Annotated in this window: 24 protein-coding genes and 1 other RNA gene; 16 read left to right on the top strand and 9 right to left on the bottom strand. The window is 65.9% G+C overall.

The genetic code is table 11. The features are described from left to right. Window positions 1-4 precede the first annotated feature (4 nt). The 14 genes from HU751_RS25960 (at window position 5) to HU751_RS25895 (ending at window position 13,576) form a co-directional block, all read left to right on the top strand. A complete protein-coding gene (locus tag HU751_RS25960) occupies window positions 5-199 on the top strand; it encodes a cbb3-type cytochrome oxidase subunit 3 (protein ID WP_011533056.1) in 195 nt (64 codons plus the stop codon). Further along, window positions 196-1,137, top strand: a complete 942-nt coding sequence (ccoP, locus tag HU751_RS25955; protein ID WP_186732888.1) for a cytochrome-c oxidase, cbb3-type subunit III — start codon at window positions 196-198, stop codon at window positions 1,135-1,137. The genes HU751_RS25960 and ccoP (HU751_RS25955) overlap by 4 nt, the downstream gene beginning before the upstream one ends. 496 nt (window positions 1,138-1,633) lie before the next feature. Then, complete coding sequence (gene ccoN, locus HU751_RS25950; RefSeq protein WP_186732889.1) at window positions 1,634-3,076, top strand: cytochrome-c oxidase, cbb3-type subunit I; 1,443 nt, start codon at window positions 1,634-1,636, stop codon at window positions 3,074-3,076. Next, window positions 3,076-3,684, top strand: a complete 609-nt coding sequence (ccoO, locus tag HU751_RS25945; protein ID WP_186715631.1) for a cytochrome-c oxidase, cbb3-type subunit II — start codon at window positions 3,076-3,078, stop codon at window positions 3,682-3,684. The genes ccoN and ccoO overlap by 1 nt, the downstream gene beginning before the upstream one ends. A gap of 5 nt (window positions 3,685-3,689) precedes the next feature. After that, window positions 3,690-3,881: a cbb3-type cytochrome oxidase subunit 3 gene (locus tag HU751_RS25940; protein WP_186715629.1), complete on the top strand. Its 192-nt coding sequence runs from the start codon at window positions 3,690-3,692 to the stop codon at window positions 3,879-3,881. Then, window positions 3,878-4,858: a cytochrome-c oxidase, cbb3-type subunit III gene (ccoP, locus tag HU751_RS25935; RefSeq protein WP_186732890.1), complete on the top strand. Its 981-nt coding sequence runs from the start codon at window positions 3,878-3,880 to the stop codon at window positions 4,856-4,858. The genes HU751_RS25940 and ccoP (HU751_RS25935) overlap by 4 nt, the downstream gene beginning before the upstream one ends. A 254-nt stretch (window positions 4,859-5,112) precedes the next feature. Further along, the gene (gene ccoG / locus HU751_RS25930; protein WP_186732891.1) at window positions 5,113-6,528 is read left to right on the top strand and encodes a cytochrome c oxidase accessory protein CcoG; all 1,416 of its coding nucleotides are present in this window, start codon (window positions 5,113-5,115) and stop codon (window positions 6,526-6,528) included. 15 nt (window positions 6,529-6,543) lie between these two features. Then, window positions 6,544-7,071, top strand: coding sequence for a FixH family protein (locus HU751_RS25925; RefSeq protein WP_186732892.1), 528 nt, complete (start codon window positions 6,544-6,546; stop codon window positions 7,069-7,071). A gap of 129 nt (window positions 7,072-7,200) precedes the next feature. Next, window positions 7,201-9,672 (top strand): heavy metal translocating P-type ATPase, encoded by a 2,472-nt coding sequence (locus tag HU751_RS25920; RefSeq protein ID WP_225933409.1) that lies wholly within the window; start codon window positions 7,201-7,203, stop codon window positions 9,670-9,672. Further along, the gene (gene ccoS, locus HU751_RS25915) at window positions 9,654-9,866 is read left to right on the top strand and encodes a cbb3-type cytochrome oxidase assembly protein CcoS (RefSeq protein ID WP_186732893.1); all 213 of its coding nucleotides are present in this window, start codon (window positions 9,654-9,656) and stop codon (window positions 9,864-9,866) included. The genes HU751_RS25920 and ccoS overlap by 19 nt, the downstream gene beginning before the upstream one ends. Continuing rightward, the gene (locus HU751_RS25910) at window positions 9,859-10,542 is read left to right on the top strand and encodes a sulfite exporter TauE/SafE family protein (RefSeq protein ID WP_186732894.1); all 684 of its coding nucleotides are present in this window, start codon (window positions 9,859-9,861) and stop codon (window positions 10,540-10,542) included. Before ccoS ends, HU751_RS25910 begins: the two co-directional genes overlap by 8 nt. A 128-nt stretch (window positions 10,543-10,670) precedes the next feature. After that, window positions 10,671-12,053, top strand: coding sequence for an oxygen-independent coproporphyrinogen III oxidase (gene hemN / locus HU751_RS25905; protein ID WP_186715619.1), 1,383 nt, complete (start codon window positions 10,671-10,673; stop codon window positions 12,051-12,053). Between the two features lie 187 nt (window positions 12,054-12,240). Then, window positions 12,241-12,975 (top strand): Crp/Fnr family transcriptional regulator FnrA, encoded by a 735-nt coding sequence (fnrA, locus tag HU751_RS25900; RefSeq protein WP_011533044.1) that lies wholly within the window; start codon window positions 12,241-12,243, stop codon window positions 12,973-12,975. Window positions 12,976-13,027: 52 nt separating this feature from the next. Then, window positions 13,028-13,576 (top strand): adenine phosphoribosyltransferase, encoded by a 549-nt coding sequence (locus HU751_RS25895; protein WP_038705708.1) that lies wholly within the window; start codon window positions 13,028-13,030, stop codon window positions 13,574-13,576. 87 nt (window positions 13,577-13,663) lie between these two features. Here the strand turns inward: HU751_RS25895 and recR are convergent, their stop codons facing one another. From recR to dnaX, 3 genes are all read right to left on the bottom strand, one after another. Further along, entirely contained in the window at window positions 13,664-14,266 is a 603-nt protein-coding gene (gene recR / locus HU751_RS25890) for a recombination mediator RecR (protein WP_186732895.1), read from the bottom strand. A gap of 88 nt (window positions 14,267-14,354) precedes the next feature. After that, on the bottom strand, window positions 14,355-14,690 hold the full coding sequence (locus HU751_RS25885; RefSeq protein WP_023632783.1) for a YbaB/EbfC family nucleoid-associated protein: 336 nt from the start codon (window positions 14,688-14,690) through the stop codon (window positions 14,355-14,357). A gap of 63 nt (window positions 14,691-14,753) precedes the next feature. Beyond that, on the bottom strand, window positions 14,754-16,814 hold the full coding sequence (dnaX, locus tag HU751_RS25880; protein WP_186732896.1) for a DNA polymerase III subunit gamma/tau: 2,061 nt from the start codon (window positions 16,812-16,814) through the stop codon (window positions 14,754-14,756). A 131-nt stretch (window positions 16,815-16,945) separates the two neighbouring features. On the opposite strand from dnaX, the gene HU751_RS25875 reads away from it, so the two are divergent. Continuing rightward, entirely contained in the window at window positions 16,946-17,752 is an 807-nt protein-coding gene (locus HU751_RS25875; protein WP_186715616.1) for a transporter substrate-binding domain-containing protein, read from the top strand. Here the strand turns inward: HU751_RS25875 and HU751_RS25870 are convergent. Beyond that, complete coding sequence (locus HU751_RS25870) at window positions 17,713-18,207, bottom strand: DUF2938 family protein (RefSeq protein ID WP_186732945.1); 495 nt, start codon at window positions 18,205-18,207, stop codon at window positions 17,713-17,715. The genes HU751_RS25875 and HU751_RS25870 overlap by 40 nt on opposite strands. An 84-nt stretch (window positions 18,208-18,291) precedes the next feature. Between HU751_RS25870 and HU751_RS25865 the strand changes: the two genes are divergently transcribed. Further along, window positions 18,292-18,696, top strand: a complete 405-nt coding sequence (locus HU751_RS25865) for a helix-turn-helix domain-containing protein (protein WP_050706584.1) — start codon at window positions 18,292-18,294, stop codon at window positions 18,694-18,696. A gap of 30 nt (window positions 18,697-18,726) precedes the next feature. On the opposite strand, the gene HU751_RS25860 is transcribed toward HU751_RS25865, so the two are convergent. The 5 genes from HU751_RS25860 to zipA all read right to left on the bottom strand — a co-directional run bounded on the left by HU751_RS25860 (window position 18,727) and on the right by zipA (window position 24,877). Beyond that, a complete protein-coding gene (locus tag HU751_RS25860; protein WP_186732946.1) occupies window positions 18,727-20,676 on the bottom strand; it encodes a hypothetical protein in 1,950 nt (649 codons plus the stop codon). Window positions 20,677-20,699: 23 nt separating this feature from the next. Continuing rightward, window positions 20,700-21,095: a hypothetical protein gene (locus HU751_RS25855; protein ID WP_186732897.1), complete on the bottom strand. Its 396-nt coding sequence runs from the start codon at window positions 21,093-21,095 to the stop codon at window positions 20,700-20,702. A gap of 162 nt (window positions 21,096-21,257) precedes the next feature. Continuing rightward, window positions 21,258-21,354: signal recognition particle sRNA small type (gene ffs, locus HU751_RS25850), an RNA gene on the bottom strand. Between the two features lie 188 nt (window positions 21,355-21,542). Beyond that, complete coding sequence (ligA, locus tag HU751_RS25845; protein ID WP_186732898.1) at window positions 21,543-23,885, bottom strand: NAD-dependent DNA ligase LigA; 2,343 nt, start codon at window positions 23,883-23,885, stop codon at window positions 21,543-21,545. 101 nt (window positions 23,886-23,986) lie between these two features. After that, a complete protein-coding gene (zipA, locus tag HU751_RS25840; RefSeq protein WP_050706588.1) occupies window positions 23,987-24,877 on the bottom strand; it encodes a cell division protein ZipA in 891 nt (296 codons plus the stop codon). Window positions 24,878-25,003: the final 126 nt, after the last annotated feature.

Here is a 25,003-nt window from a genome sequence, read left to right as displayed (position 1 = left end):
TGCGATGGACATCGACATCGGCATGATCCGTGGCCTGGGCACCCTGGTGGTGATGATCGCCTTCATTGGCCTCTCGCTCTGGGTGTTCAACCGTCGCCGCGACCGTGATTTCGCCGAAGCGCGCCTGCTGCCCTTCGTCGACGACCGCCTGCCCCCCGCCGGGCAGGAACCTGCTGCAATGAGGAGTACCCGGCAATGACCACCTTCTGGAGTACGTACATCAGCGTACTGACCCTCGGCAGCCTGATCGGCCTGACCTGGCTGCTGCTCGCCACCCGCAAGGGCCAGAGCAGCGACACCACCGACCAGACCATGGGCCACAGCTTCGACGGCATCGAGGAGTACGACAACCCGCTGCCGAAATGGTGGTTCTGGCTGTTCGTCGGCACCCTGGTGTTCTCGGTCGGCTACCTGATCCTCTACCCGGGCCTGGGCAACTGGAAAGGCATCCTGCCCGGCTACGAGAATGGCTGGACCCAGGTAGACGAGTGGCAGAGGGAGATGGACAAGGCCGACGCCAAGTTCGGCCCGATCTTCGCCAAGTACGCCGCCATGCCGGTGGAGGAAGTGGCCAAGGATCCACAGGCGCTGAAGATGGGCAGCCGGCTGTTCGCCTCCAACTGCTCGGTGTGCCACGGCTCCGACGCCAAGGGCTCCTATGGCTTCCCCAACCTGACCGACAGCGACTGGCGCTGGGGCGGCGAGCCGGAGACCATCAAGGCCTCGATCATGAACGGCCGCCACGGCATCATGCCGGGCTGGGCCACGGTGATCGGCGAGCAGGGCGTGGCCGACGTGGCGGCCTTCGTGCTGACCAACCTCGATGGCCGCAGCCTGCCAGAAGGCGTCAAGGCCGACCCGGCCAAGGGCAAGGAGCTGTTCGCCACCAACTGCGTGGCCTGCCACGGGCCTGAAGGCAAGGGCACCCCGGCCATGGGCGCGCCGAACCTGACCCATCCGCAGGCGTTCATCTACGGCTCGAGCTTCGCCCAGCTGCAACAGACCATCCGTTATGGCCGCCAGGGCCAGATGCCGGCGCAGCACGACATCCAGGGCAACGACAAGGTCCACCTGCTGGCGGCCTATGTGTACAGCCTGTCGCAGGAGCAAGTGCCAGAAACCGTAACCGCCAAGTAACACCCGAGGGCCGCTTCGCGGCCCTTTTCGCGGGCAAGCCCGCTCCCACAAGTACAGCGCTGAACCTGTGGGAGCGGGCTTGCCCGCGATGGGCTGCATGGCAGCCCCTCTCCCCTCCCCGCCTTGCACCCCCTCCGAACACAACTAAGCTTGTTGCCACAGTGGCTCCGCTCGCAGCGACCGGAACAGACGTGGTGCACAGCCTGACATCACGCATCGACTCCACGCTCACGAGCCTGCGGCTTTGGGATGACGCCTTGCGTGCCCGTCCCCGATTTAAAAGCTTGACCGAACGATCAGAAAAACATGGAAAACGGTACACATTACAAATATTTATTTGTGTACAATCATCCAGCCCAAGAGCCGCGGGACGGCGGTGAAAAGGGTCTGGACACGGGTCGGCGCAGGTTTCCTTGCGTTGCCATAACCCTGGTGGTTATCGATACTGGCGCCGATTTACCAACCAACAAGAACACCCAAACCGTGGAACCTTAGAATGAGCACTGCAATCAGTCCGACTGCTTATAACTATAAGGTCGTCCGCCAGTTCGCCATCATGACGGTGGTCTGGGGGATCCTTGGCATGGGGCTCGGCGTCTTCATCGCCTCGCAACTGGTATGGCCCCAGCTCAACCTGGACCTGCCATGGACGAGCTTCGGCCGCCTGCGCCCACTGCACACCAACCTGGTGATCTTCGCCTTCGGTGGCTGTGCCCTGTTCGGCACCAGCTACTACGTGGTGCAGCGTACCTGCCAGACCCGGCTGATCTCCGACAGCATGGCCGCCTTCACCTTCTGGGGCTGGCAGGCGGTGATCGTCGGCGCGCTGGTCACCCTGCCGATGGGCTTCACCACCACCAAGGAATACGCCGAGCTCGAGTGGCCGCTGGCGATCCTGCTGGCCATCGTCTGGGTCACCTACGCCCTGGTGTTCTTCGGCACCATCGTCAAGCGCAAGACCAAGCACATCTACGTCGGCAACTGGTTCTACGGCGCCTTCATCGTGGTTACCGCGATGCTGCACATCGTCAACCACATCTCCCTGCCGGTGAGCCTGTTCAAGTCCTACTCGGCCTACGCCGGCGCCACCGACGCGATGATCCAGTGGTGGTACGGGCACAACGCCGTGGGCTTCTTCCTCACCACCGGCTTCCTCGGGATGATGTACTACTTCGTGCCCAAGCAGGCCGAACGCCCGATCTACTCCTATCGCCTGTCGATCGTGCACTTCTGGGCGCTGATCACCCTGTACATCTGGGCCGGTCCCCACCACCTGCACTACACCGCGCTGCCGGACTGGGCGCAGTCGCTGGGCATGGTGATGTCGATCATCCTCCTGGCGCCAAGCTGGGGCGGCATGATCAACGGCATGATGACCCTCTCGGGCGCCTGGCATAAGCTACGCACCGACCCGATCCTGCGCTTCCTGGTCGTCTCGCTGGCGTTCTACGGCATGTCCACCTTCGAAGGCCCGATGATGGCCATCAAGACGGTCAACTCGCTGTCGCACTACACCGACTGGACCATCGGCCACGTCCACGCCGGCGCCCTCGGCTGGGTGGCGATGATCTCGATCGGCGCGGTCTACCACATGATCCCGAAACTCTACGGCCGCGATCAGATGCACAGTGTCGGGCTGATCAACGCGCACTTCTGGCTAGCTACCATCGGCACCGTACTGTACATCGCCTCGATGTGGGTCAACGGCATCACCCAGGGCCTGATGTGGCGCGCCATCAACGACGACGGCACCCTCACCTACTCCTTCGTCGAAGCCCTGCAGGCCAGCCACCCGGGCTTCATCGTCCGCGCCCTGGGCGGTGCGTTCTTCGCCTCCGGCATGCTGCTGATGGCCTACAACGTGTTCCGTACCGTGCGCGCCGCCAACCCGGTTCAGGCTGAGGAAGCCGCCAAGATCGTCGTCGTGGGAGCCCACTGATGAAGCATGAAGCAGTCGAGAAGAATATTGGCCTGATGGCCTTCTTCATGGTCATCGCCGTCAGCGTCGGTGGCCTCACGCAGATCGTCCCGCTGTTCTTCCAGGACGTCACCAACAAGCCGGTCGAGGGCATGAAGCCGCGTACCGCGCTGGAGCTCGAAGGCCGCGACATCTACATCCGCGAAGGCTGCGTGGGCTGCCACTCGCAGATGATCCGGCCATTCCGCGCCGAGACCGAACGCTATGGCCACTACTCGGTGGCCGGCGAGAGCGTGTGGGACCACCCCTTCCTGTGGGGCTCCAAGCGTACCGGCCCGGACCTGGCCCGGGTCGGCGGCCGCTACTCGGATGACTGGCACCGCGCCCACTTGTACAACCCGCGCAACGTGGTACCGGAGTCGAAGATGCCGTCGTACCCGTGGCTGGTGGAGAACAAGCTCGACGGCAAGGACACCGCCAAGAAGATGGAAGTGCTGCGCACCCTGGGCACGCCGTACACCGACGAAGACATCGCCGGCGCCCGCGACGCGGTCAAGGGCAAGACCGAGATGGACGCCATCGTCGCGTACCTGCAAGGCCTTGGCACCCTCATCAAAAGCAAACGGTGACGCTGATGGATATCGGGATGATTCGCGGCCTGGGCACCGTCGTGGTGCTGGTGGCCTTCGTGGGCCTGGCGCTGTGGGTGTTCAGCCCGCGGCGCAAGCAGGAATTCGACGAAGCGACGCAACTGCCGTTCGCGGACGATCCAGACGCCACCCGGCACGTCGAGCAAGCAAAAGCTTCTAGGAGCAAACAACAATGACAACCTTCTGGAGTCTGTACGTCACCGTCCTGACCCTGGGCACCATCTTCGCCTTGACCTGGCTGCTGCTGTCGACCCGCAAGGGCCAGCGCGAAGAGATTACCGACGAAGTCGTCGGCCACGCCTTCGACGGCATCGAGGAGTACGACAACCCGCTGCCGAAATGGTGGTTCTGGCTGTTCGTCGGCACCGTGGTCTTCGCCCTCGGCTACCTGGTGCTGTACCCGGGCCTGGGCAACTGGAAAGGCCTCCTGCCGGGCTACGCCTACGTCGACAACGACAAGAAGACCGAGTTCTCCAACGGCCAGGCCGGCTGGACCGGCGTGCATGAGTGGGAAAAGGAAATGGCCAAGGCCGACGCCCGTTTCGGGCCGATCTTCGCCAAGTTCGCCGCCATGCCGCTGGAGGATGTGGCCAAGGACCCGCAGGCCCTGAAGATGGGCGCGCGCCTGTTCGCTTCCAACTGCTCGGTGTGCCACGGCTCCGACGCACGGGGCGCCTACGGCTTCCCCAACCTGACCGACAACGACTGGCGCTGGGGCGGTGAGCCGGAGACCATCAAGACCACCATCATGAACGGTCGCCACGGCGTGATGCCGGGCTGGGCCACGGTGATCGGCGAGCAGGGCGTGGCGGATGTGGCGGCCTTCGTGCTGACCAACCTGGACGGGCGCAAGCTGCCCGAGGACGCCAAGGCCGACCCGGCCAAGGGCCAGCAGATCTTCGCCACCAACTGCGTGGCCTGCCACGGACCTGAAGGCAAGGGCACCCCGGCCATGGGCGCGCCGAACCTGACCCATCCGCAGGCGTTCATCTACGGCTCGAGCTTCGCCCAGCTGCAGCAGACCATCCGCTATGGCCGCCAGGGGCAGATGCCGGCCCAGGCGCAGATGCAGGGCAACGACAAGGTCCACCTGCTGGCGGCCTACGTCTACAGCCTGTCGCACCAGGAGCAACAAGAGCCAAAAGCCGAGTGATGGGTCAAACGTGGGAGCGGCGGTGCGCCGCTCCCACGTTCATTCGAGCATAAAACGAGCCGAAACTGACCTGAATCAATTGACACCCGCCATAACACGATTCACACCACGAACCCAACGCGACTAAAGGTCGCAGCGCGCCCCGCACGCGCCAACTCAGGCGTATCATGGGCCGCAGAGCGCTAGCAGAACGCGCGAGACTGCGGCCGGCACGCACTGGCCGCGGCATTTCTCCACTGCCGTGGGACTTGATGATGAGCAAGCAAATTCCGGTACATGACGTCACCCCGCCTGCCAGCAAAGGGAAGGATTCCGTCGACCTCTACGCCTCGCGCGAAAAAATCTACACCCGCGCCTTCACCGGCATCTTCCGCAGGCTGCGGATGGTCGGTGGCGCGGTGCTGTTCCTGCTGTACTTCGGTACCGTCTGGCTGAACTGGGGCGGCCACCAGGCCGTCTGGTGGAACCTGCCCGAACGCAAGTTCTACATCTTCGGCGCCACCATCTGGCCCCAGGACTTCATCCTGCTCTCGGGCATCCTGATCGTCGCCGCCTTCGGCCTGTTCTTCATCACCGTCTACGCCGGCCGGGTCTGGTGCGGCTACACCTGCCCACAGAGCGTGTGGACCTGGGTGTTCATGTGGTGCGAGAAAGTCACCGAAGGCGACCGCAACCAGCGCATGAAACTGGACAAGGCGCCCATGAGCGCCAACAAGTTCCTGCGCAAGCTGGCCAAGCACGGCCTGTGGCTGCTGATCGGCTTCGTCACCGGCATGACCTTCGTCGGCTACTTCGCGCCGATCCGCGAACTGGCCATCGAGTTCTTCACAGGTCAGGCCGACGGCTGGGCCTACTTCTGGGTCGGCTTCTTCACCCTGGCCACCTACGGCAACGCCGGCTGGCTGCGCGAGCAGGTGTGCATCTACATGTGCCCGTACGCGCGCTTCCAGAGCGTGATGTTCGACAAGGACACCCTGATCGTCTCCTACGATCCGCGCCGCGGCGAGACCCGCGGCCCGCGCAAAAAAGACATCGACTACAAGGCCAAGGGCCTGGGCGACTGCATCGACTGCACCATGTGCGTGCAGGTCTGCCCCACCGGCATCGACATCCGTGACGGCCTGCAGATCGAGTGCATCGGCTGCGCCGCCTGCATCGATGCCTGCGACAGCATCATGGACAAGATGAACTACCCCAAGGGCCTGATCAGCTACACCACCGAGCACAACCTGTCCGGGCAGAAGACCCACATGCTGCGCCCGCGCCTGATCGGCTACGCCCTGGTGCTGCTGGTGATGATCGGCGCCCTGGTCACCGCCTTCGCCACCCGCTCACTGGTCGGCTTCGACGTGGCCAAGGACCGCGTGCTGTACCGCGAGAACGCCCAGGGCCGGATCGAGAACGTCTACAGCCTGAAGGTGATGAACAAGGACCAGCGCGACCACGTCTACGTGCTCGACGCCGCCGGCCTGCCCGACCTCAAGCTCGAAGGCCAGCGCGAAATCCGCGTCGCCGCCGGCGACATCGTCAACCTGCCGGTGCAGCTGTCGGTCGCCCCTGAACAACTGCCCTCGACCACCAACGAAATCACCTTCATCCTCAAGGACGCCGACGACAGCGCCAGCCAGGTTGAAGCCAAGAGCCGTTTCATCGGCCCACAGATCCGCTGAGAGAGAACACCAACAATGCCTGCAGCCACCGCCGCCAGCCCCTGGTACAAGCACCTCTGGCCCTGGATCATCATCGGCATCCTGGCCACCTCGGTGTGCCTGAGCCTGACCATGGTCAGCATTGCCGTGCGCAACCCGGACAACCTGGTCAACGACAACTACTACGAGGCCGGCAAGGGCATCAACCGCTCGCTGGATCGCGAACTGCTGGCCCAGACCCTCAACCTCAAGGCCAGCGTGCACCTGGACGAGCTGACCGGCGAGGTGGAGGTGCGCCTGACCGGCAACAGCGACCCGCAGACGCTGGAACTGAACCTGATCTCGCCGACCCAGCCGGACAAGGACCGCAAGGTGCCGCTGACCCGTACCGAGCAAGGCCGCTATGTCGGCCAGCTCGACGACAAGGTCCAGGGGCGGCGCTTCGTCGAGTTGCTGGGCAGCCAGGATGAGCATGTGTGGCGATTGTTCGAGGAAGAGAAGGTCGAGCATGGGGTGACCTTGCAGCTGGGGGACGAAGCGTTGCAAGGTGCCGAGCACCAGTAACGGCGATATCACCACACCTCGTGGGAGCGGGCTTGCCCCGCGATGGGGCCGGGCCTGAAAACGAGTATCCCGGGCCCATCGCGGGGCAAGCCCGCTCCCACGAGCCCGCACCGGCAAGAAGAGATGTCGATGACCCACCCCACCCCCTGCTACCACTGCGCCCTGCCCGTCCCCGCCGGCAGCCGCTTCACCGCCGTGGTCCTCGGCGAACCGCGACAGTTCTGCTGCCCCGGCTGCCAGGCAGTGGCCGAATCCATCGTCGCCGGCGGCCTGGAGCACTACTACCAGCACCGCAGCGACACCAGCGCCAACCCCGAGGCCCTGCCCCGCCAGCTCCAGGATGAACTGGCGCTGTACGACCGCAGCGACGTGCAACAATCCTTCGTGCGCCACGAAGGCGAACTGGCCGAAACCATCCTGATGGTCGAGGGCATCAGCTGCGCCGCCTGCGGCTGGCTGATAGAGAAGCACCTGCGCAACCTGCCCGGCGTCGACGACGCCCGCCTGAACCTGTCCAACCACCGCCTGCTGGTCAGCTGGGACGACCAGCAACTGCCGCTGTCCAGGCTGCTGGCCGAGCTGCGCCAGATCGGCTACGCCGCCCACCCTTACCAGCCCGACCAGGCCGCCGAACAGTTGGCCCGGGAAAACCGCAGCGCCCTGCGCCGCCTGGGCGTGGCCGGGCTGCTGTGGTTCCAGGCGATGATGGCGACCATGGCCACCTGGCCGGAATTCAACATCGACCTGTCACCCGAGCTGCACACCATCCTGCGCTGGGTCGCGCTGTTCCTCACCACCCCCATCGTGTTCTACAGCTGCGCGTCGTTCTTCAAGGGCGCGGCCCGCGACCTGCGCACCCGCCACCTGACCATGGACGTCTCGGTGTCGCTGGCCATCGCCCTGGCCTACTGCGCCGGGATCTGGACCGCGATCACCGGTAGCGGCGAGCTGTACTTCGACACCGTCGGCATGTTCGCCCTGTTCCTGCTCACCGGCCGCTACCTCGAACGCCGCGCCCGCGAGCGCACCGCGGCGGCCACCGCGCAGTTGGTCAACCTGTTGCCAGCCTCGTGCCTGCGCCTGGACGCCAGCGGCCAGGGCGAGCGCATCCTGCTTGGCGAACTGCAGCGTGGCGACCGGGTGCAGGTGCTGCCCGGCGCGGTGATCCCGGCCGACGGGCTGATCCTCGACGGCCGCTCCAGCGTCGACGAATCGCTGTTGACCGGCGAGTACCTACCCCTGGCACGCCGTGTCGGCGACCGGGTGACCGGCGGCACCCTCAACGTCGAAAGCACCCTCACCGTCGAAGTCCAGGCCTTGGGACAGGACTCGCGGCTGTCGGCCATCGTCCGCCTGCTGGAGCGTGCCCAGTCGGAGAAACCGCGCCTGGCGGAAATCGCCGACCGCGCCTCGCAGTGGTTCCTGCTGTTCACCCTGGTGGCCGCCGCCGTGATCGGCGTGGTCTGGTGGCAACTGGATGCGCCACGGGCGTTCTGGATCGTCCTGGCCATGCTGGTCGCCACCTGCCCCTGCGCCCTGTCGCTGGCCACGCCGACCGCCCTCACCGCAGCCACCGGCAGCCTGCACAAGCTCGGCCTGTTGATCACCCGAGGTCATGTGCTGGAGGGGCTGAACCAGATCGACACGGTGATCTTCGACAAGACCGGCACCCTCACCGAGGGCCGCCTGGCCTTGCGCAGCGTGCGCCCGCTGAGTCGGCTGGACGGCGACCAATGCCTGGCGCTGGCCGCCGCCCTGGAAAACCGCTCCGAGCACCCCATCGCCCGCGCCTTCGGCCGCGCCGCCCAGGCCGCCGAAAGCGTCAATGCCATGCCTGGGTTGGGCCTGGAAGGCGAACTGGCCGGCCAACGCCTACGCATCGGCCAGGCCGCCTTCGTCTGCGCCCTCAGCGGCGCCGAGGTGCCCGCCGTGCCGGAACCGCGTGGGCAATGGCTGCTGTTGGGCGACCGGCAAGGGCCGTTGGCCTGGTTCGCCCTGGACGACCGCCTGCGTGACGACGCCCAGGACCTGGTGAACGCCTGCAAGGCCCGGGGCTGGCAAACGCTGCTGCTGTCCGGCGACAGCTCGCCGATGGTCGCCGAAGTGGCCGCGCAACTGGGCATCGACCAGGCCGTCGGCGGCCTGCGCCCGGACGACAAGCTCGCCCGCCTCAAGGCCCTGCAAGGCGAGGGCCGCAAGGTGCTGATGCTCGGCGACGGCGTCAACGACGTGCCGGTGCTGGCCGCCGCCGACATCAGCATCGCCATGGGCAGCGCCACCGACCTTGCCAAGACCAGCGCTGACGCGGTGCTGCTGTCCAACCGCCTGCAGGCGCTGGTGCAGGCCTTCGACCTGGCCCGCCGGACCCGCCGCAACATTGTCGAGAACCTGCTCTGGGCGACGCTGTACAATGGCCTCATGCTGCCGTTCGCCGCGCTCGGCTGGATCACCCCGGTGTGGGCGGCAATCGGCATGTCGGTCAGTTCGCTGATCGTGGTGCTCAACGCCCTGCGCCTGACCCGGCTGCCCGCCGATGCGGCGCCTACCGGGCGCGAGCCGGCGTCGCTCGAAAGGAAACCGCTATGCCCGCCCTCTACGTGATGATCCCCGCCGCCCTGCTGCTGGTCGGCGTCGCCGTGTACATCTTCTTCTGGGCGGTGGACAGCGGCCAGTACGACGACCTCGAAGGCCCGGCCCACAGCATCCTGTTCGATGACCAGGACCCGCGCCACCAGGCTGCCGTGAAGCCCCGCGACGAACAGCCCGACGACAAGGACCCCGCGCCACGTGCCTGAACTGATTCCGCTCCTGGGCTCGGCGCTGGTCCTGGGCCTGCTCGGCGGTGGCCACTGCCTGGGCATGTGCGGCGGCCTGATGGGCGCCCTGACCCTGGCCATCCCACCCGAGCAGCGCGGCCGACGCCTGCGCCTGCTGCTGGCCTACAACCTCGGGCGCATCCTCAGCTATGCCGCCGCCGGCCTGCTGCTGGGCCTTGCCGGCGTGGCGCTGGCCAGCAGCCCGCTGGCCATCGGTTTGCGCGTCATCGCGGCGCTGCTGCTGATCTGCATGGGCCTGTACCTGGCCGGCTGGTGGAGCGGCCTGACCCGTATCGAGGCGCTCGGGCGCGGCCTGTGGCGCCATGTACAACCCGTGGCCACGCGCCTGTTGCCGGTGTCCAGCCTGCCTCGCGCCCTGCTGCTGGGTGCCCTGTGGGGCTGGCTGCCGTGCGGGCTGGTGTACAGCACCCTGCTGTGGGCGGCGAGCCAGGGCGATGCGCTGCACAGCGCGGCGCTGATGCTGGCGTTCGGTGTCGGCACCTGGCCGGTGCTGCTGGCCACGGGGCTCGCGGCGGAGCGCGTCGGCGCCCTGTTGCGCAAGCGCGGTGTGCGCGTGGCTGGCGGATTGCTCGTGATCCTGTTTGGTCTGTGGACATTGCCAGGGCCGCATCAACACTGGTTGATGGGGCACTGATCGCGGGGCAAGCCCGCTCCCACGCCAGCCCCGCGACGGTCGCCAACTCACCTTGATACAAATCAACACGACTTCTTACATCCGCCCCTAGACTCCGGACACTGCAGCTCTATCCGGGGACCACCCACATGCTCGACGACCTACGCTGGGACGCCGACCTGATTCGTCGCTACGATCTGGCCGGGCCACGCTACACCTCCTATCCGACCGCCGTGCAACTGCACGGCGAAGTGGGCTCGTTCGACCTGCTTCACGCCCTGCGCGAAAGCCGCCGCGCCACGCGTCCGCTGTCGCTGTACGTGCACGTGCCGTTCTGCGCCAACATCTGCTACTACTGCGCCTGCAACAAGGTCATCACCAAGGACCGTGGCCGCGCCGCGCCCTACCTGCAGCGCCTGGAGCAGGAGATCCAGCTGATCGCCTGCCACCTCGACCCGAAACAGGTGGTCGAGCAGCTGCACTTCGGCGGCGGCACGCCGACCTTCCTCAGCCATGTGGAACTGCGCCAGCTGATGGCCACCCTGCGCCAGCACTTCCACCTGCTGGACGACGACTCCGGCGACTACGGCATCGAGATCGACCCGCGCGAAGCCGACTGGTCGACCATGGGCCTGCTCCGCGAGCTGGGCTTCAACCGCGTCAGCCTTGGCGTGCAGGACCTCGATCCGGCCGTGCAGCGCGCAGTCAACCGCCTGCAGAGCCTGGAGCAGACCCGCACCCTGATCGAGGCGGCGCGCACCCTGCAGTTCCGCTCGATCAACCTCGACCTGATCTACGGCCTGCCCAAGCAGACCCCGGAAGGTTTCGCCCGCACTGTCGAGGAAGTGATCCGCCTGCAGCCTGACCGTCTGTCGGTATTCAACTACGCACACCTGCCCGAGCGCTTCATGCCCCAGCGGCGCATCGACAGCGCCGACCTGCCGGCGCCGGCGGCCAAGCTGGAAATGCTCCACGCCACCATCGACCAACTGACCGCCGCCGGCTACCGCTACATCGGCATGGACCACTTCGCCCTGCCCGACGACGAGCTGGCCATCGCCCAGGAGGAAGGCACCCTGCAGCGCAACTTCCAGGGCTACACCACCCATGGCCACTGCGACCTGATCGGCCTGGGCGTGTCGGCGATCAGCCAGATCGGCGACCTGTACTGCCAGAACAGCAGCGACCTCACCACCTACCAGGACACCCTCTCCACCGCCCAACTGGCGACCCAGCGTGGCCTTTTGTGCAACCAGGACGACCGCCTGCGCCGGGCGGTGATCCAGCAACTGATCTGCCACTTCGAACTGGATTTCGAGGCGTTCGAGCAGGCCTTCACCATCGATTTTCGTGGCTACTTCAAGGAGCTGTGGCCACAGCTGCAAGCCATGCAGCGCGACGGCCTGATCAGCCTGGACAGCAAAGGCATCCGCATCCTGCCGGCCGGACGCCTGCTGGCGCGCTCGGTATGCATGGTGTTCGACGCCTACCTCGCGCAGCAGAATCGCCAGCGTTTTTCCCGGGTGATCTGAGGCGATTGAGGCGTTTCACCGCATGGACAGCCCGCCTTTCGAGGCACACTATGGACAGTTGAACGGTGGCGGAACACACCTTCCGCACCGTCGCTAGCGTGCACCAAAAATGCGCACACTGGCCTACAGCCCATGCCGCAGGTTATCCTTACGGCTTATGTGTGCTTTCCCACAAGGATCGAAAGAAATGTCCGAGCCAGTAAAACTGCGCCCACACAACCAGGCCCACTGCAAGGATTGCAGCCTGGCCCCCCTGTGCCTGCCCCTGTCCCTGAACCTGGAGGACATGGATGCACTGGATGAAATCGTCAAACGCGGCCGCCCGTTGAAGAAAGGCGAGTTCCTGTTCCGCCAGGGTGACAATTTCGGCTCGGTCTATGCGGTCCGCTCTGGCGCCCTGAAAACCTTCAGCCTCAGCGATGCCGGCGAAGAGCAGATCACCGGCTTCCACCTGCCCAGCGAGCTGGTCGGCCTGTCGGGCATGGACACCGAGGCCTACCCGGTGTCGGCCCAGGCCCAGGAAACCACCTCGGTGTGCGAGATCCCCTTCGAGCGCCTCGACGAACTGTCGGTGCAGCTGCCGCAGCTGCGCCGCCAGCTGATGCGGGTGATGAGCCGCGAGATCCGCGACGACCAGCAGATGATGCTGCTGCTGTCGAAGAAGACCGCCGACGAGCGCATCGCCACCTTCCTGGTCAACCTGTCGGCGCGCTTCCGCGCCCGCGGCTACTCGGCCAACCAGTTCCGCCTGAGCATGTCGCGCAACGAGATCGGCAACTACCTGGGCCTGGCGGTGGAAACCGTGTCGCGGGTGTTCACCCGCTTCCAGCAGAACGGCCTGCTCAAGGCCGAGGGCAAGGAAGTGCATATCCTCGACCCGATCCAGCTGTGCGCGCTGGCCGGTGGAGCGCTCGAAGCCTGATCGCCCTGTGAACAGGGTATACTGGCGCCGAGTTTTTCCAGGATACCCGCCCATGCACAGCGACACCTTCGACCTCAAAGCCCTGATCCGCCCGGTAGTGGACTTCCCCAAGCCGGGCGTGATCTTCCGCGACATCACCCCGCTGTTCCAGTCGCCGCGCGGGCTGCGTTATGTCGCCGACCAGTTCATCGAGCGCTATGTCGAAGCCGAGTTCAGCCATATCGGCGCCATGGACGCGCGGGGCTTCCTGATCGGCTCGATCATCGCCCACCAGTTGAACAAACCACTTATCCTGTTCCGCAAGCAAGGCAAGCTGCCGGCCGACGTGCTGTCGGAGGGTTACCAGACCGAATACGGCGAGGCCTTCCTGGAAGTGCACGCCGACAGCCTGTGCGATGGCGACTCGGTATTGATCTTCGATGACCTGATCGCCACCGGCGGCACCCTGCTGGCCGCGGCCAACCTGGTGCGTCGCACCGGCGCCCAGGTGTTCGAGGCGGCGGCGATCATCGACCTGCCGGAGCTGGAAGGTTCGCGCCGCCTGCAGGCGGCCGGGGTTCCGACCTTCTGCCTGACCGAGTTTTCCCTGAGCGAATATTAAAAGCAGCTGCAAGCCTCAAGCTGCAAGTAAAAGCAGGTCAGCGCATAACCGCTTTTACTTGCCGCTTGTAGCTTGCAACTTGAAGCTTCAAAGCGAAATCGGCCTGCGCCCCGCGAAAGCATGGGCCAGCGTCCCGCCATCCACCAGCTCCAGCTCCCCGCCCAACGGCACGCCATGGGCGATGCGCGTGGCGGCCAGGCCCTTCTCGGCCAGCAGCTGGGCGATGTAGTGGGCAGTCGCCTCCCCCTCCACCGTGGGGTTGGTGGCCAGGATCACCTCGCTGAAGGTCCCCTGCTCCTTGATCCGCGCCATCAACTGCGGAATGCCGATCGCCTCAGGCCCCAGGCCATCGAGCGGCGACAGGTGCCCCTTGAGCACGAAGTAGCGGCCGCGATAGCCGGTCTGCTCCACAGCGTACACATCCATCGGCCCCTCCACCACGCACAGCTGGCTGTCGTCGCGGCGCGGGTCGGCGCACTGCGGGCACAGCTCCTGCTCGGTCAGGGTCCGGCACTGGCGGCAGTGGCCGACGCCTTCCATGGCCTGGCTCAGGGCCTGGGCCAGGCGCGTGCCGCCGCTGCGGTCGCGCTCGAGCAGCTGCAGGGCCATGCGCTGGGCAGTTTTCTGGCCTACACCGGGCAAAATGCGCAGGGCGTCGATCAGTTGGCGGATCAGGGGGCTGAAGCTCATCTAGGCAGGCCTGTCAGTCGGTAAACAGAACGAAGAAGGGAGCAACGACCGCTTGGCCGTTGCTCCCCATTGTGCAGCGTGAGCCGGATCAGAACGGCATCTTGAAACCAGGTGGCAGCTGCATGCCAGCGGTCATGCCGCCCATCTTTTCCTGGCTGCTCTGCTCGATCTTGCGCACGGCGTCGTTCAGCGCGGCGGCGATCAGGTCCTCGAGCACTTCCTTGTCGTCGGCGTCGGTCGACATCAGGCTCTGGTCGATGCTGACGCGCTTGACGTCGTGGCGACCGGTCATCACCACGCTCACCAGGCCACCGCCGGACTGGCCGGTGACTTCCGCGTTGGCCAGCTCTTCCTGCATCTTCTGCATCTTTTCCTGCATCTGCTGGGCCTGCTTCATCAGGCCGGCCATGCCACCTTTCATCATGGGGAATACCTCGATTGGGTCATGTGATGCGGCCCGGCACAGGCGGGCCGCATGGTTATCCGTTCATTGGCCCTGGCTGGCCAGGGCGTCTACAGGCTCAATAGTATCCTGCCTGACCGTCGCGCCGAACTGCCGGATCATCTGCTGGATGAGCGGATCCTGCTCGATCGACACCACGGCGTCATGCTGGCGCTCGGCGCGCTTGCGCGAGGCGGCCTGGGCCGGGGTTTCCTGCTCGGGGCGGATCAGCTCGATCTTCAGGCGGATCTCGCGGCCCAGCTGCTGGTTGAGCGCGTCGTTCAGCCGGCGCTGCTGCGTCGAGTTGAACAGCGCGCCCTGCCCCGGGTCCAGGTGCAGCAGCCAGTCATCACCGTCGGCGGCGATCAGCGTACAGTTTGCGGCGATGTTGCCTGTCATACCGGAGACAGGCAACTGTGGGAATAATTCCAGCCATTGCAGGGCAAGGCCGGTCGCGGGCATGGCCGCTGGCAGCGGCTCCGGCGCCTGGGCGGGCGCCTCTTCCTGCACGTGCTCGGCTAACTCATCCAGATAGCTGAAGCCGGCCGGGTCGCTGTCGGGCGCGTAGTAGTCCTCGTCCGCCGGCGGCTCGTCATCGCGCTCCATGCCCGCCGGGCTGTAGGCCGACGGATCGAATGGCGGCTCGTCGTAGTCTGGCTGCGGGTTGGCGGCTTCGACCGCAGGTGCAGGCTCGGGCGGCTGCTCGGGCGCAACCGGCGCTGGCGCGGCAGCGGGCTCCTCCCACGGCAGGTCGATGACCTCCTCGACGGGCTGCGGCTCGGGTTCTGGCTCCGGTTGCGGTGCATCGACAACCTCGGCAACGGCCGGCCCGTCGATGACTGGCGGCTCGGGCTGTACGGGTGACTCAGCCACGGGCACCGGCGCGACCGCTTCAGCGACAGGGCTGGCAGCAACGGGCGGCGCCACGGCCACAGCCGCCGCTGCCACCGGATGGGCCGGATCAGCTGTGGCCTGGCTGATCCCCACCGGCTTTAGTACCGGCTTCGGCGCATCGTCGGTGTCGGCCGGGCGGAACGCCAGCATGCGCAACAGGACCATTTCGAAGCCGCCACGCGGGTCCGGCGCCAACGGTAGATCGCGACGACCGATCAGGCCCATCTGGTAATAGAACTGCACATCCTCGGCCGGCAGGGCCTGGGCCAGCGCCAGCACGCGCTCACGGTCGCCCTGGCCGTTGTCGACCGCCTCGGGCAGCGCCTGGGCGATGGCCACCCGGTGCAGCACATTGAGCATTTCCGACAGCACGCCGTTCCAGTCCGGCCCTTGCTCGGCCAGGTCGCGCACCGCCTCCAGCAGTGCCCGGGCATCGCCTTCGAGCAAGGCCTGCAGCACACCGTACACCTGGCCATGGTCGAGGGTGCCGAGCATCGCCCGCACATCGGCGGCCAGCACCTTGCCCTCACCAAAGGCGATGGCCTGGTCGGTCAGGCTCATGGCGTCGCGCATCGAGCCATCGGCGGCGCGACCGAGCAGCCACAGGGCGTCTTCCTCGAACGGCACATTCTCGGCGCCCAGCACATGGGTCAGGTGCTCGACCACCCGCTCCGGGCTCATGTTCTTCAGCGAGAACTGCAGGCAGCGCGACAGGATGGTCGCCGGCAGCTTCTGCGGGTCGGTGGTGGCAAGGATGAACTTGACGTAGGGCGGCGGCTCTTCCAGCGTCTTCAACAAGGCGTTGAACGAGTGGGTGGAGAGCATGTGCACTTCGTCGATCAGGTAGACCTTGAAGCGCCCGCGGCTCGGCGCGTACTGCACGTTGTCGAGCAGTTCGCGGGTGTCCTCGACCTTGGTGCGGCTGGCGGCGTCGATCTCGATCAGGTCGACGAAACGGCCTTCGTCGATCTCCCGGCACACCGAGCAGGTGCCGCACGGCGTGGAGGTGATACCGGTCTCGCAGTTCAGGCACTTGGCGATGATCCGCGCGATGGTGGTCTTGCCCACGCCCCGGGTACCGGTGAACAGGTAGGCGTGGTGCAGGCGCTGGTTGTCCAGGGCGTTGATCAAAGCCTTGAGCACATGGGTCTGGCCGACCATTTCGCGGAACGAGCGCGGACGCCATTTACGTGCAAGAACCTGATAACTCATCAAAAAACCATCGTGACCGGAGCGGGCGGAAAGAGCGCTAATGCTAGCGGAGCGGGGCCGAAATTGCACCCTGCCGATCTCGTCTAAGCTCAGTAACGGGCACACCGGCGGCGGATCAGGGAGGATGAGGCGTGCGGCGAGTCCTGGCCATCCTGTTGCTGTGGACCACCCACGGCCTGGCGCAACCGCCGGTGCTGCGCTTTTCCGTCGCCGAAAGCTGGAGCATGCCGTTGATGCGCACCGAGGACCAGCAACCGGTGGAAGGCATCCTTTTCGAGCTGATGCAGGCCATTGCCCGGGAGACCGACGCCCGCCCGCAGTACCACGTGATGGCCCGCCTGCGCCTGCAGGAGGCGATGCAGGCCGGTGAAATCGACGTGCGCTGCTATGTCTCCACCCAGTGGCTGACCGACCGGCCGGGCGACTACCTGTGGAGCATCCCCATCATCGAACAGCGCGACCTGCTGATCGGCCGCCCCGGCGACAGCGGCCCCACCCGCCCGGAAGCACTGCCGCCCCAGGCCATCGGCACCGTGCTCGGCTACACCTACCCCACCCTGGAACCCCTGTTCAGCCAGGGCCGCCTGCAGCGCGAGGACAGCCGCAACCAGCTGCTGGCCCTGCAGAAGCTCCAGGCCGGACGCTTTCGCCACGCGATCAGCAACCAGCTGTCATTGCAGTGGTACAACCGCTCCCTGCCGCCGGGGCAACGCCTGCAAGCCTTGGCCGTGCTGGAAGAGCAAGCGCTGGGCTGCATGGTGCGCAACGATCCCCAACTACCGACCCAAGGTGTGCTCAGGGCGCTGGTGCGGATCAAGCAATCCGGGGAAATGCAGCGAATCGTCGAGCGGTATACCGATGATCGCCAGACCCGCCAGTTCGCCGATGACGAAGGGCCTCAAATACCTGCTGCCACGACACCCAGCGCCGCCAGGTAGAGGCCGATCCCGAACACGCAATGCGTCACCAGGCTGCGCAGACAGCTCTTCAAGGGCGATGGCGTATTCGCAGCGAAGTACCCTGCACCCAATGCCGGCTGCACCACCACCAGCGGCACCAGCACCGAGACCACCCCGAACAGCAACGCGGGCCACAGAAGCGGCCCCTGCAACCACCCCTCCCCTGCAATAGCCACCAGCAGCGCCGCAAACACCAGCCCCGTGGCGTAGTGGAGCAACCAGCCCCACGCCAGCTCCCCCCTGACCGGCGCGGCCTTGCCGATCGCCGCATGCCGCCAGCGCCTCGCGAACAGGTGGCCAACCCAGCGCCCGACCATCGCGTAGTTCAGGGTGGTGATGCCCAGGCGCCTGAGCAGCAGGGTCCACAGGTCCATGACCAGGGTGGCGCCGATGCCGATAAGCAAAATGGAAAATGCGAGAGAAGAAACGCTCATGTCGAAAGCCCTTGGCAGATTGACGGAGTGGTCGATGCCGAGCAGCATGCAAGTTGAAGTCAACTTCAAGTCAAGGGAGCCGCGATGGACATTGCCGATGTCGCCAGGCGCACCGGAGTGCCGGCGTCGACATTGCGTTACTACGCGAACAAGGGCTTGCTCACATCACTCGCCGGCCATGGCCAGCGCCGGCAATTTCCGGCGGATACACCAGAACGCCTGGCCCTGATCGCCCTGGGTCAGGCGGCGGGCTTTTCGCTGGACGAAGTGGCGGCGATGCTGGACGAGCAACGGGTCGACCGAGCGTTGCTGCTGGCCAAGGCCGATGAGATCGAGCAGAGGATCAAGCGCCTGCAGGCGATGAGCAAAGGGTTGCGGCATGCGGCAGTGTGCCCCGAGGAGAACCACCTGCAATGCCCGACCTTCCAGCGGCTGATGCAGGTGTCAGCCAGCAAGGGCAAGCGTGGGAGTCGCCCTGCCCCGCGATAAGGCCCGCCAGGCCAGCGTACGACAGCGGGCTCAGTAGCCGTGCAACTCGCGGAACGGCTGGCCCTTGTGGTAGTTGATCCACTCTTCCACGTCATAGGGCAGGTACAACTGCCGACGCGCCCGCGACAGGGCGATGTATACCGCGCAGATCCGCGCATCGAAGGCGTAGGCGTCCTTGAAGCGCTGGGTGGTCATCAGCTCCGGCGTCAACAGCACCTGATCGAACTCCAGGCCACCGGCCTCCTCGGCCATCAACAGCGTGAGGCTGGCGGGCTGCGCGGCGACGCGCGCATCCAGACCGGTCAGGTCGGCAAGCTTGAAACCCGCCTCCAGCCGCGCCTCGACCCACTGGAACGCGGCATCGAAGCGCTCGGACTCGCGTACCTGCTGCCAGTCGAGCAGGTGCGCGAAGTACCCATGCGGCCCTTCGGCGTCCTGCCCCGGCGCATAGAACGCCGCCCTGAACAGGCCAATCGCGGTAACCATGAAGCGCCGCATGTCCGGCCAGTCGGGGAAGTTCAGCAGGCAGTTGGACTCGGCCATCTCCATGGCCCAGCGCATCGTGTCCCAGCGCGAGGCGGTGAGCACCACGCAGCCCTCGGGCGGGACATAACCTTCGGGGAAGTGCTCGATGCCGACATCGACATGCCGCGCCGCCTCGAACGCGACCTTGGATTTTTTCGAGTGCACACCGATCAACGGGTTGATCAGGCGCTCCACCTTGGGCCCGGAGCGCACGGCGAAGGCCATGTCCTTCTGGCGCACCTGACGCTCGCGCCTGACCACCTCGCCGGTGGCCTTCTGGTATTCGTCGCCCAGGGTGATCAACACCTGGCGGCCACGCTCGATGACCTGCAGCAGCGAGGCCGGCACGTCCTGGCTCTCGTCGATGATCACGTGGCTAAAACGCCCGGGCACGCTGCAGCCGCCCAGGCTGGCACGCTTGAGCAGCAGCAACGCCTCGAACCCGCTCTGCGCGCCCCAGGCCGGCTGCGCCTCGAGGTAACGCCACAGGCGGCTGGCGTACTCGAGCAGCACCTGGGCATCGAGGCCGGACAGCGCCTGGCGAAAATGCGGCAGGTGGCGGCTGGACAGGCTGTAGTCCCGCGACTCGCAATAGTTGCGCAGCACTTCCAGGCAGATATCCAGTGCGTGCTCGGCGTCGTACTGGCGCAGCCCGACGATCCCCAGCTCTTCGGCCAGCCGGCGCTTGCCAGGTCCGCGCTGCGCCGTCCGGGCGGGAACCGGCCGGGTATCCTTGAGCAAGGCCCGGGCGAACTGGCCGAAGGTCATGCCGACCTTGGCCTGGGCATCCAGCCCCATGCGCCGACGCAGGGTACCGAGCTTGGCCGGCGTGCGCGCCAAAGCCAGCACCCGGCCACGGGGCAGGCATTCCATCAGCGCGCCGAGCAGATAGCTCTTGCCGATCCCGGCATAGCCCTGCACATGGATGTCCTCGTCGAGGTTGGCCTGGATGACCTTGAGCAGCTTGTCCTGCTCGACGGTCAGCCAGCGCTCGCTGTCAAAGCCGGTGGCCACCCGCTGGCTGAACGGGTTGTCACTGTGATGCAGACGAATGCGGTAGTCGAAATCCCACTTGCCGTCCGCCAACAGGTACTCCCGCGCCTGAACCTGTTCGGCATCGAGCAGGCGCAGCTTGGAACCCTTGATCACCTCGAGGCCGAAATAGAGCTTGCGCGCATCGAACAGCCGACGGGCCTCGGACAGCAAGTCCACGCCAGGCGAGTGCCTGCCATCGACCGCCCACGCCAACAGCTTGCCCAGCACCTTTTCCGCCGCCCGCGCATCGACCTGACCCTGTGCCTGGGCCAGGTTCTGGATCACCAGCACGGCCGCCAGCTCCGGCTCGCCCAGTGCGTCAAGCGCAGGCGCGCCCTCGGCCTGCAGCAAGGCCTGGCACACCTCTGCGCTGACCGGCAGGTACACCGGATGGGAAAAGTCGAAGTGCTCGGGCTGCATGTCGGTACGGGTCCGGGGATCACTCAAGGTTTGTCGGATTCAGCGGCCTGCCCCACCACCAGTTCGAAGCGGTAGGCCCCCAACGACCCGGCCATGTCGCCGGGATAGCTGACACCCGCCTGCGGGGCGTCGAGTACGCCATCGAGCTCATGCAGGGCCAGTTCCAGCAGCTTGCGCAAGTCACGCACCGAGTGCGCCGATACCTGCACCTGCAACTCGAAGGCCGCCGCATCAGCCGTCACTGCCACAGGCACGACCGCTGCCTCGAGGATGCGCTCATGCTCTTCTTCCATCTGGTCGAGCACCTGCGACAACTCCAGCACACGCTCGGGGCTGGCGGCCATCTGGTCCTTGATTTCCAGGCGGCGCAGCTGCCACTCGCGGATCTTCTGACGGGTGAGGTCGTCGACATGTTCCACGGTCGTTATCTCCTGGCCGAATGGCCAACACGATGGGATGCATGATAAGGCGCTGCGCGGGATCGTGCAGGCGGAAAACTGTGCGAGGGTGTAAAGAAACGCGTCTGATGAGTGACGCCTGACAGGTACGCCGGAAAATCCCTGCGCCCAAAATGGAGGCGGCCCCACCAGCCACACCCCGGCACTCGATGTTCCCGCTATGGCTGCTCCCTTCCGGGCCTGACCAGGTTAACGGGTAATCAATGCGGGGGGACCGATGGGGCCACCACGACGGCTCGTCAGCTGACGAGCCGCGCCATTGTACAGCGCCGGGGCGAAGTTACAACCTCTGAACGTGAAAAAACCATCATTTCTCAAGGACTTGTGGCAAAACTATCGCGGGGCAAGCCCGCTCCCACGCACGATCACCTGTGGGAGCGGGCTTGCCCCGCGATAAGACCTGCGGGGTCAGACGCTGATACCACGCTCCGCCAGGAAGCCCACGAACGTCTCCTCGTCCATTACCGCAACACCCAGCTCAGCGGCTTTGGCCAGCTTGGAGCCAGCGCCGGGTCCGGCGACCACGCAGTGGGTCTTGCCAGACACGGAGCCCGCCACCTTGGCCCCCAGGCTTTCCAGCTTCTCCTTGGCGATATCGCGGCTCATGCGCTCCAGGGTGCCGGTCAGCACCCAGGTCTGCCCGGCCAACGGCAAGCCCTCGGCGGATTTCTTCTCGCACGACCAGTGCATGCCGAATTCCAGCAATTGGGCCTCGATGGCACGGGCCAGTTGCTGGTTGGCCTCGACCTTGAAGAACTCGCGCACGCCGTCAGCGGCCTTGGTATTCAGGGCCTGGCGCAAGTCGATGCCATCGGCGGCGATGATCTTGTCCAGCGTGCCCAACTTGTCTACCAGCTTCTCGGCGCCGGTCGGCCCGACCGAGGGGATGTCGAGCTTGGCGAGCATGCCGGCCAGCGTGGTGCTGGCGGCGAACTCGGCGCCCAGCTCGCCCTCGTCCTGCAACTGCATGCCGCTGGCCAGCAACTGTGCGATGACTTCGCGGTTGTGCGCGTCCTCGAAGAAGTTGTGGATCTCGTGGGCGACTTCCAGGCCGATATCCGGCAGGTAGGTCAGCACCTGCGGCAATGCCACCTGCACCCGCGCCAGGCTGCCCAGGGAGCGGGCCAGGACCTTGGCGGTCTCCTCGCCGACATCGGGGATGCCCAGCGCATAGATGAAGCGCGCCAGGCTCGGACGCTTGCTCGCCGCGATGGCGGCCAGCAGCTTGTTGCTCGACACCTCGGCAAAGCCTTCCAGCGCCACCACCTGGTCAAAGGTCAGGTGGTAGAGATCGGCCGGTGAGCGGATCAGGTTCTCGTCGACCAACTGCTCGACGCTCTTCTCGCCCAGGCCGTCGATGTCCATGGCCCGGCGCGACACGTAGTGGATGATCGCCTGCTTGAGCTGGGCGGCGCAGCTCAGGCGCCCCACGCAACGGTACACCGCGCCTTCGCTGGTGGTTTCCTTGCCCTTGCTGCGCTTGACCAGCTGGGTGCGCTCGACCTGCGAGCCGCACACCGGGCACTGCGTGGGCACCTCGACCGGCCGGGCGTCCTGCGGACGGCGGTCGAGCACCACCTGCATCACCTGCGGGATCACATCGCCGGCACGGCGGATGATCACCGTGTCGCCAATGCGCAGGCCCAGCCGGGCGATCTCGTCCATGTTGTGCAAGGTGGCGTTGGACACGGTCACACCGGCCACCTTGACCGGTTTGAGCCGCGCCACCGGGGTCACCGCGCCGGTGCGCCCGACCTGGAACTCGACGTCGAGCACCTCGGTAAGCTCTTCCATGGCCGGGAACTTGTGGGCGATCGCCCAGCGCGGCTCGCGGGCGCGGAAGCCCAGTTCACGCTGGGAGGCCAGGCTGTTGACCTTGAACACCACGCCATCGATTTCGTAGGGCAGGCCGTTGCGGCGGGCGCCGATGTCGCGGTAGTAGGCCAGGCACTCATCGATACCGGCTGCATGGCGCAGCTCGCGGCTGATCGGCAGCCCCCAGGTCTTGAGCTTCTCGAGGATGCCGATATGGCTGTCGCCAAAGGCTTCGGACACCTGGCCGACGCCATAGCAGCAGAACTCCAGCGGACGGCTGGCGGTAATCTTCGAGTCCAGCTGGCGCAGGCTGCCGGCCGCGGCGTTGCGCGGGTTGGCGAAAGTCTTGCCGCCGGCCTCGGCCTGGGCGGCGTTGAGCCGGTCGAAACCGGCCTTGCTCATGTACACCTCGCCACGCACTTCCAGCACCGCCGGCCAGCCCTCGCCCTGCAGCTTGAGCGGGATGTTGCGCACGGTGCGCACGTTGGCGCTGATGTCCTCGCCGGTGGTGCCGTCGCCGCGGGTGGCGCCCTGCACCAGTTGGCCATCACGGTACAGCAGGCTCACCGCCAGGCCGTCGAGCTTCGGCTCGCAGCTGTAGTCCACCGCCGCCTGTTCGCCGCCCGGCAGATCCAGGCCCTCCACCACGCGGCGACCGAAATCGCGCAGGTCGTCTTCCTCGAAGGCGTTGCCCAGGCTGAGCATGGGCACTTCGTGACGGACCTGGCTGAACGCCGCCAACGCCGTGCCACCGACGCGCTGGGTCGGCGAGTCCGGGGTCACCAGGTGCGGGTGCTCGGCCTCCAGTGCCTTGAGCTCGTTGAACAGGCGGTCGTATTCGGCATCGGGCACGCTGGGTTCGTCGAGCACGTAGTAGCGGTAGTTGTGCTGGTCGAGTTCGGCGCGCAGGGCATGGATTCGGGATTCGGCGTTCATGGGGTCGTCTTCTCTTGCAAAGCAAAAGAGCAGCCCCTGGCTGCTCTTTTGCTTGAATCATCGCGGCGCGGATCGAGGCTGGATCCGCCCGCTCGTACACATCAGCGTTTCTGGGTCAGGGCGCGGCGCTCGAACTCGACGATGCGCTGGCGGTAGTGCTCGATGGTCTGGGCGGTCAGCACGCTGCGCTGGTCGTCCTTGAGTTCACCGTTGAGCTCATGGGCCAGCTTGCGCGCGGCGGCCACCATCACGTCGAAGGCCTGCTTGGGATGACGCGGGCCAGGCAGACCGAGGAAGAAGCTCACCGCGCGGGTGCTGAAGTGGTCGATGTCGTCCAGGTCGAACACGCCGGGCTTGACCGCGTTGGCCATGGAGAACAGCACTTCGCCGTGACCGGCCATGCTCTCGTGACGGTGGAAGATGTCCATCTCGCCGAAGCGCAGGCCGCTTTCGAGGATGTTCTGCAGCAGTGCCGGGCCCTTGAAGCCACCTTCGTCACGGGAAATGACGCTGATCACCAGCACTTCCTCGGCCGGCGGCAGCTCCTTGGCCGGCGTGCTCGGCGCGGTGAAACCGTTGGCGCGGGTGTTGTCGGCGGCGAAGTCGTCGTCGCCACCCTCGAACAGGTCGGGCTCACGGGGCTCGGCGGCCAGGTTCAGGTCACCCTGCTGCGGCTCGCTGTGGTTGCGCTTGCCGCGCTTGGCCTTGGCCGGCTTGGGTTCGCGCTCGCGCTCCCGTTCGCGCGCAGGGGCGCTCACCGACGGCAGGTCGGACTCGTCCAGCTCGGGTTCTTTGTGGGTTTCCAGCACACGCGCAGGGCCTAGCACCTCGGCGCTGCCGCTGTCGTCGTCCGGGGCGTTGGCGTAGCTACGGTCCAGACGGAACTTCAACTTGCCCTTGCCGCCGCGCATGCGGCGCCAGCCGTCGAAAAGAATACCGGCGATGACAATGATGCCGATGACGATCAGCCACTCGCGCAGACCGATTTCCATGTAATCCCGTGCCTCTATAAAAAATATGCTTGAAAACAAAGGCTTCAAAGGCCTTTAACACGTGGCGCCAACTCTATGTTCTGACAGGCGTTTTACCCACGCAAAAAACAAGTGACATTAAGCTAG

The sequence above is a fragment of the Pseudomonas peradeniyensis genome, assembly GCF_014268935.2.
GTDB lineage: Bacteria > Pseudomonadota > Gammaproteobacteria > Pseudomonadales > Pseudomonadaceae > Aquipseudomonas > Aquipseudomonas peradeniyensis.
The sequence above is the reverse complement of the archived record's forward strand: the minus strand, read 5'-3'. Positions and strand labels throughout refer to the sequence as shown.

Coding starts and splice junctions, on each gene's coding strand:
- ccoG (WP_186732891.1), top strand. CDS start 5,113: ATGAGCAAGCAAATTCCGGTACATGACGTCACCCCGCCTGCCAGCAAA.
- ccoN (WP_186732889.1), top strand. CDS start 1,634: ATGAGCACTGCAATCAGTCCGACTGCTTATAACTATAAGGTCGTCCGC.
- HU751_RS25920 (WP_225933409.1), top strand. CDS start 7,201: ATGACCCACCCCACCCCCTGCTACCACTGCGCCCTGCCCGTCCCCGCC.
- ligA (WP_186732898.1), bottom strand. CDS start 23,885: ATGAACGCCGAATCCCGAATCCATGCCCTGCGCGCCGAACTCGACCAG.
- hemN (WP_186715619.1), top strand. CDS start 10,671: ATGCTCGACGACCTACGCTGGGACGCCGACCTGATTCGTCGCTACGAT.
- HU751_RS25960 (WP_011533056.1), top strand. CDS start 5: ATGGACATCGACATCGGCATGATCCGTGGCCTGGGCACCCTGGTGGTG.
- HU751_RS25940 (WP_186715629.1), top strand. CDS start 3,690: ATGGATATCGGGATGATTCGCGGCCTGGGCACCGTCGTGGTGCTGGTG.
- fnrA (WP_011533044.1), top strand. CDS start 12,241: ATGTCCGAGCCAGTAAAACTGCGCCCACACAACCAGGCCCACTGCAAG.
- recR (WP_186732895.1), bottom strand. CDS start 14,266: ATGAGCTTCAGCCCCCTGATCCGCCAACTGATCGACGCCCTGCGCATT.
- ccoO (WP_186715631.1), top strand. CDS start 3,076: ATGAAGCATGAAGCAGTCGAGAAGAATATTGGCCTGATGGCCTTCTTC.
- zipA (WP_050706588.1), bottom strand. CDS start 24,877: ATGGAAATCGGTCTGCGCGAGTGGCTGATCGTCATCGGCATCATTGTC.
- ccoP (WP_186732890.1), top strand. CDS start 3,878: ATGACAACCTTCTGGAGTCTGTACGTCACCGTCCTGACCCTGGGCACC.
- HU751_RS25865 (WP_050706584.1), top strand. CDS start 18,292: ATGGACATTGCCGATGTCGCCAGGCGCACCGGAGTGCCGGCGTCGACA.
- HU751_RS25925 (WP_186732892.1), top strand. CDS start 6,544: ATGCCTGCAGCCACCGCCGCCAGCCCCTGGTACAAGCACCTCTGGCCC.
- ccoP (WP_186732888.1), top strand. CDS start 196: ATGACCACCTTCTGGAGTACGTACATCAGCGTACTGACCCTCGGCAGC.
- HU751_RS25860 (WP_186732946.1), bottom strand. CDS start 20,676: ATGCAGCCCGAGCACTTCGACTTTTCCCATCCGGTGTACCTGCCGGTC.
- ccoS (WP_186732893.1), top strand. CDS start 9,654: ATGCCCGCCCTCTACGTGATGATCCCCGCCGCCCTGCTGCTGGTCGGC.
- HU751_RS25895 (WP_038705708.1), top strand. CDS start 13,028: ATGCACAGCGACACCTTCGACCTCAAAGCCCTGATCCGCCCGGTAGTG.
- HU751_RS25870 (WP_186732945.1), bottom strand. CDS start 18,207: ATGAGCGTTTCTTCTCTCGCATTTTCCATTTTGCTTATCGGCATCGGC.
- dnaX (WP_186732896.1), bottom strand. CDS start 16,814: ATGAGTTATCAGGTTCTTGCACGTAAATGGCGTCCGCGCTCGTTCCGC.
- HU751_RS25885 (WP_023632783.1), bottom strand. CDS start 14,690: ATGATGAAAGGTGGCATGGCCGGCCTGATGAAGCAGGCCCAGCAGATG.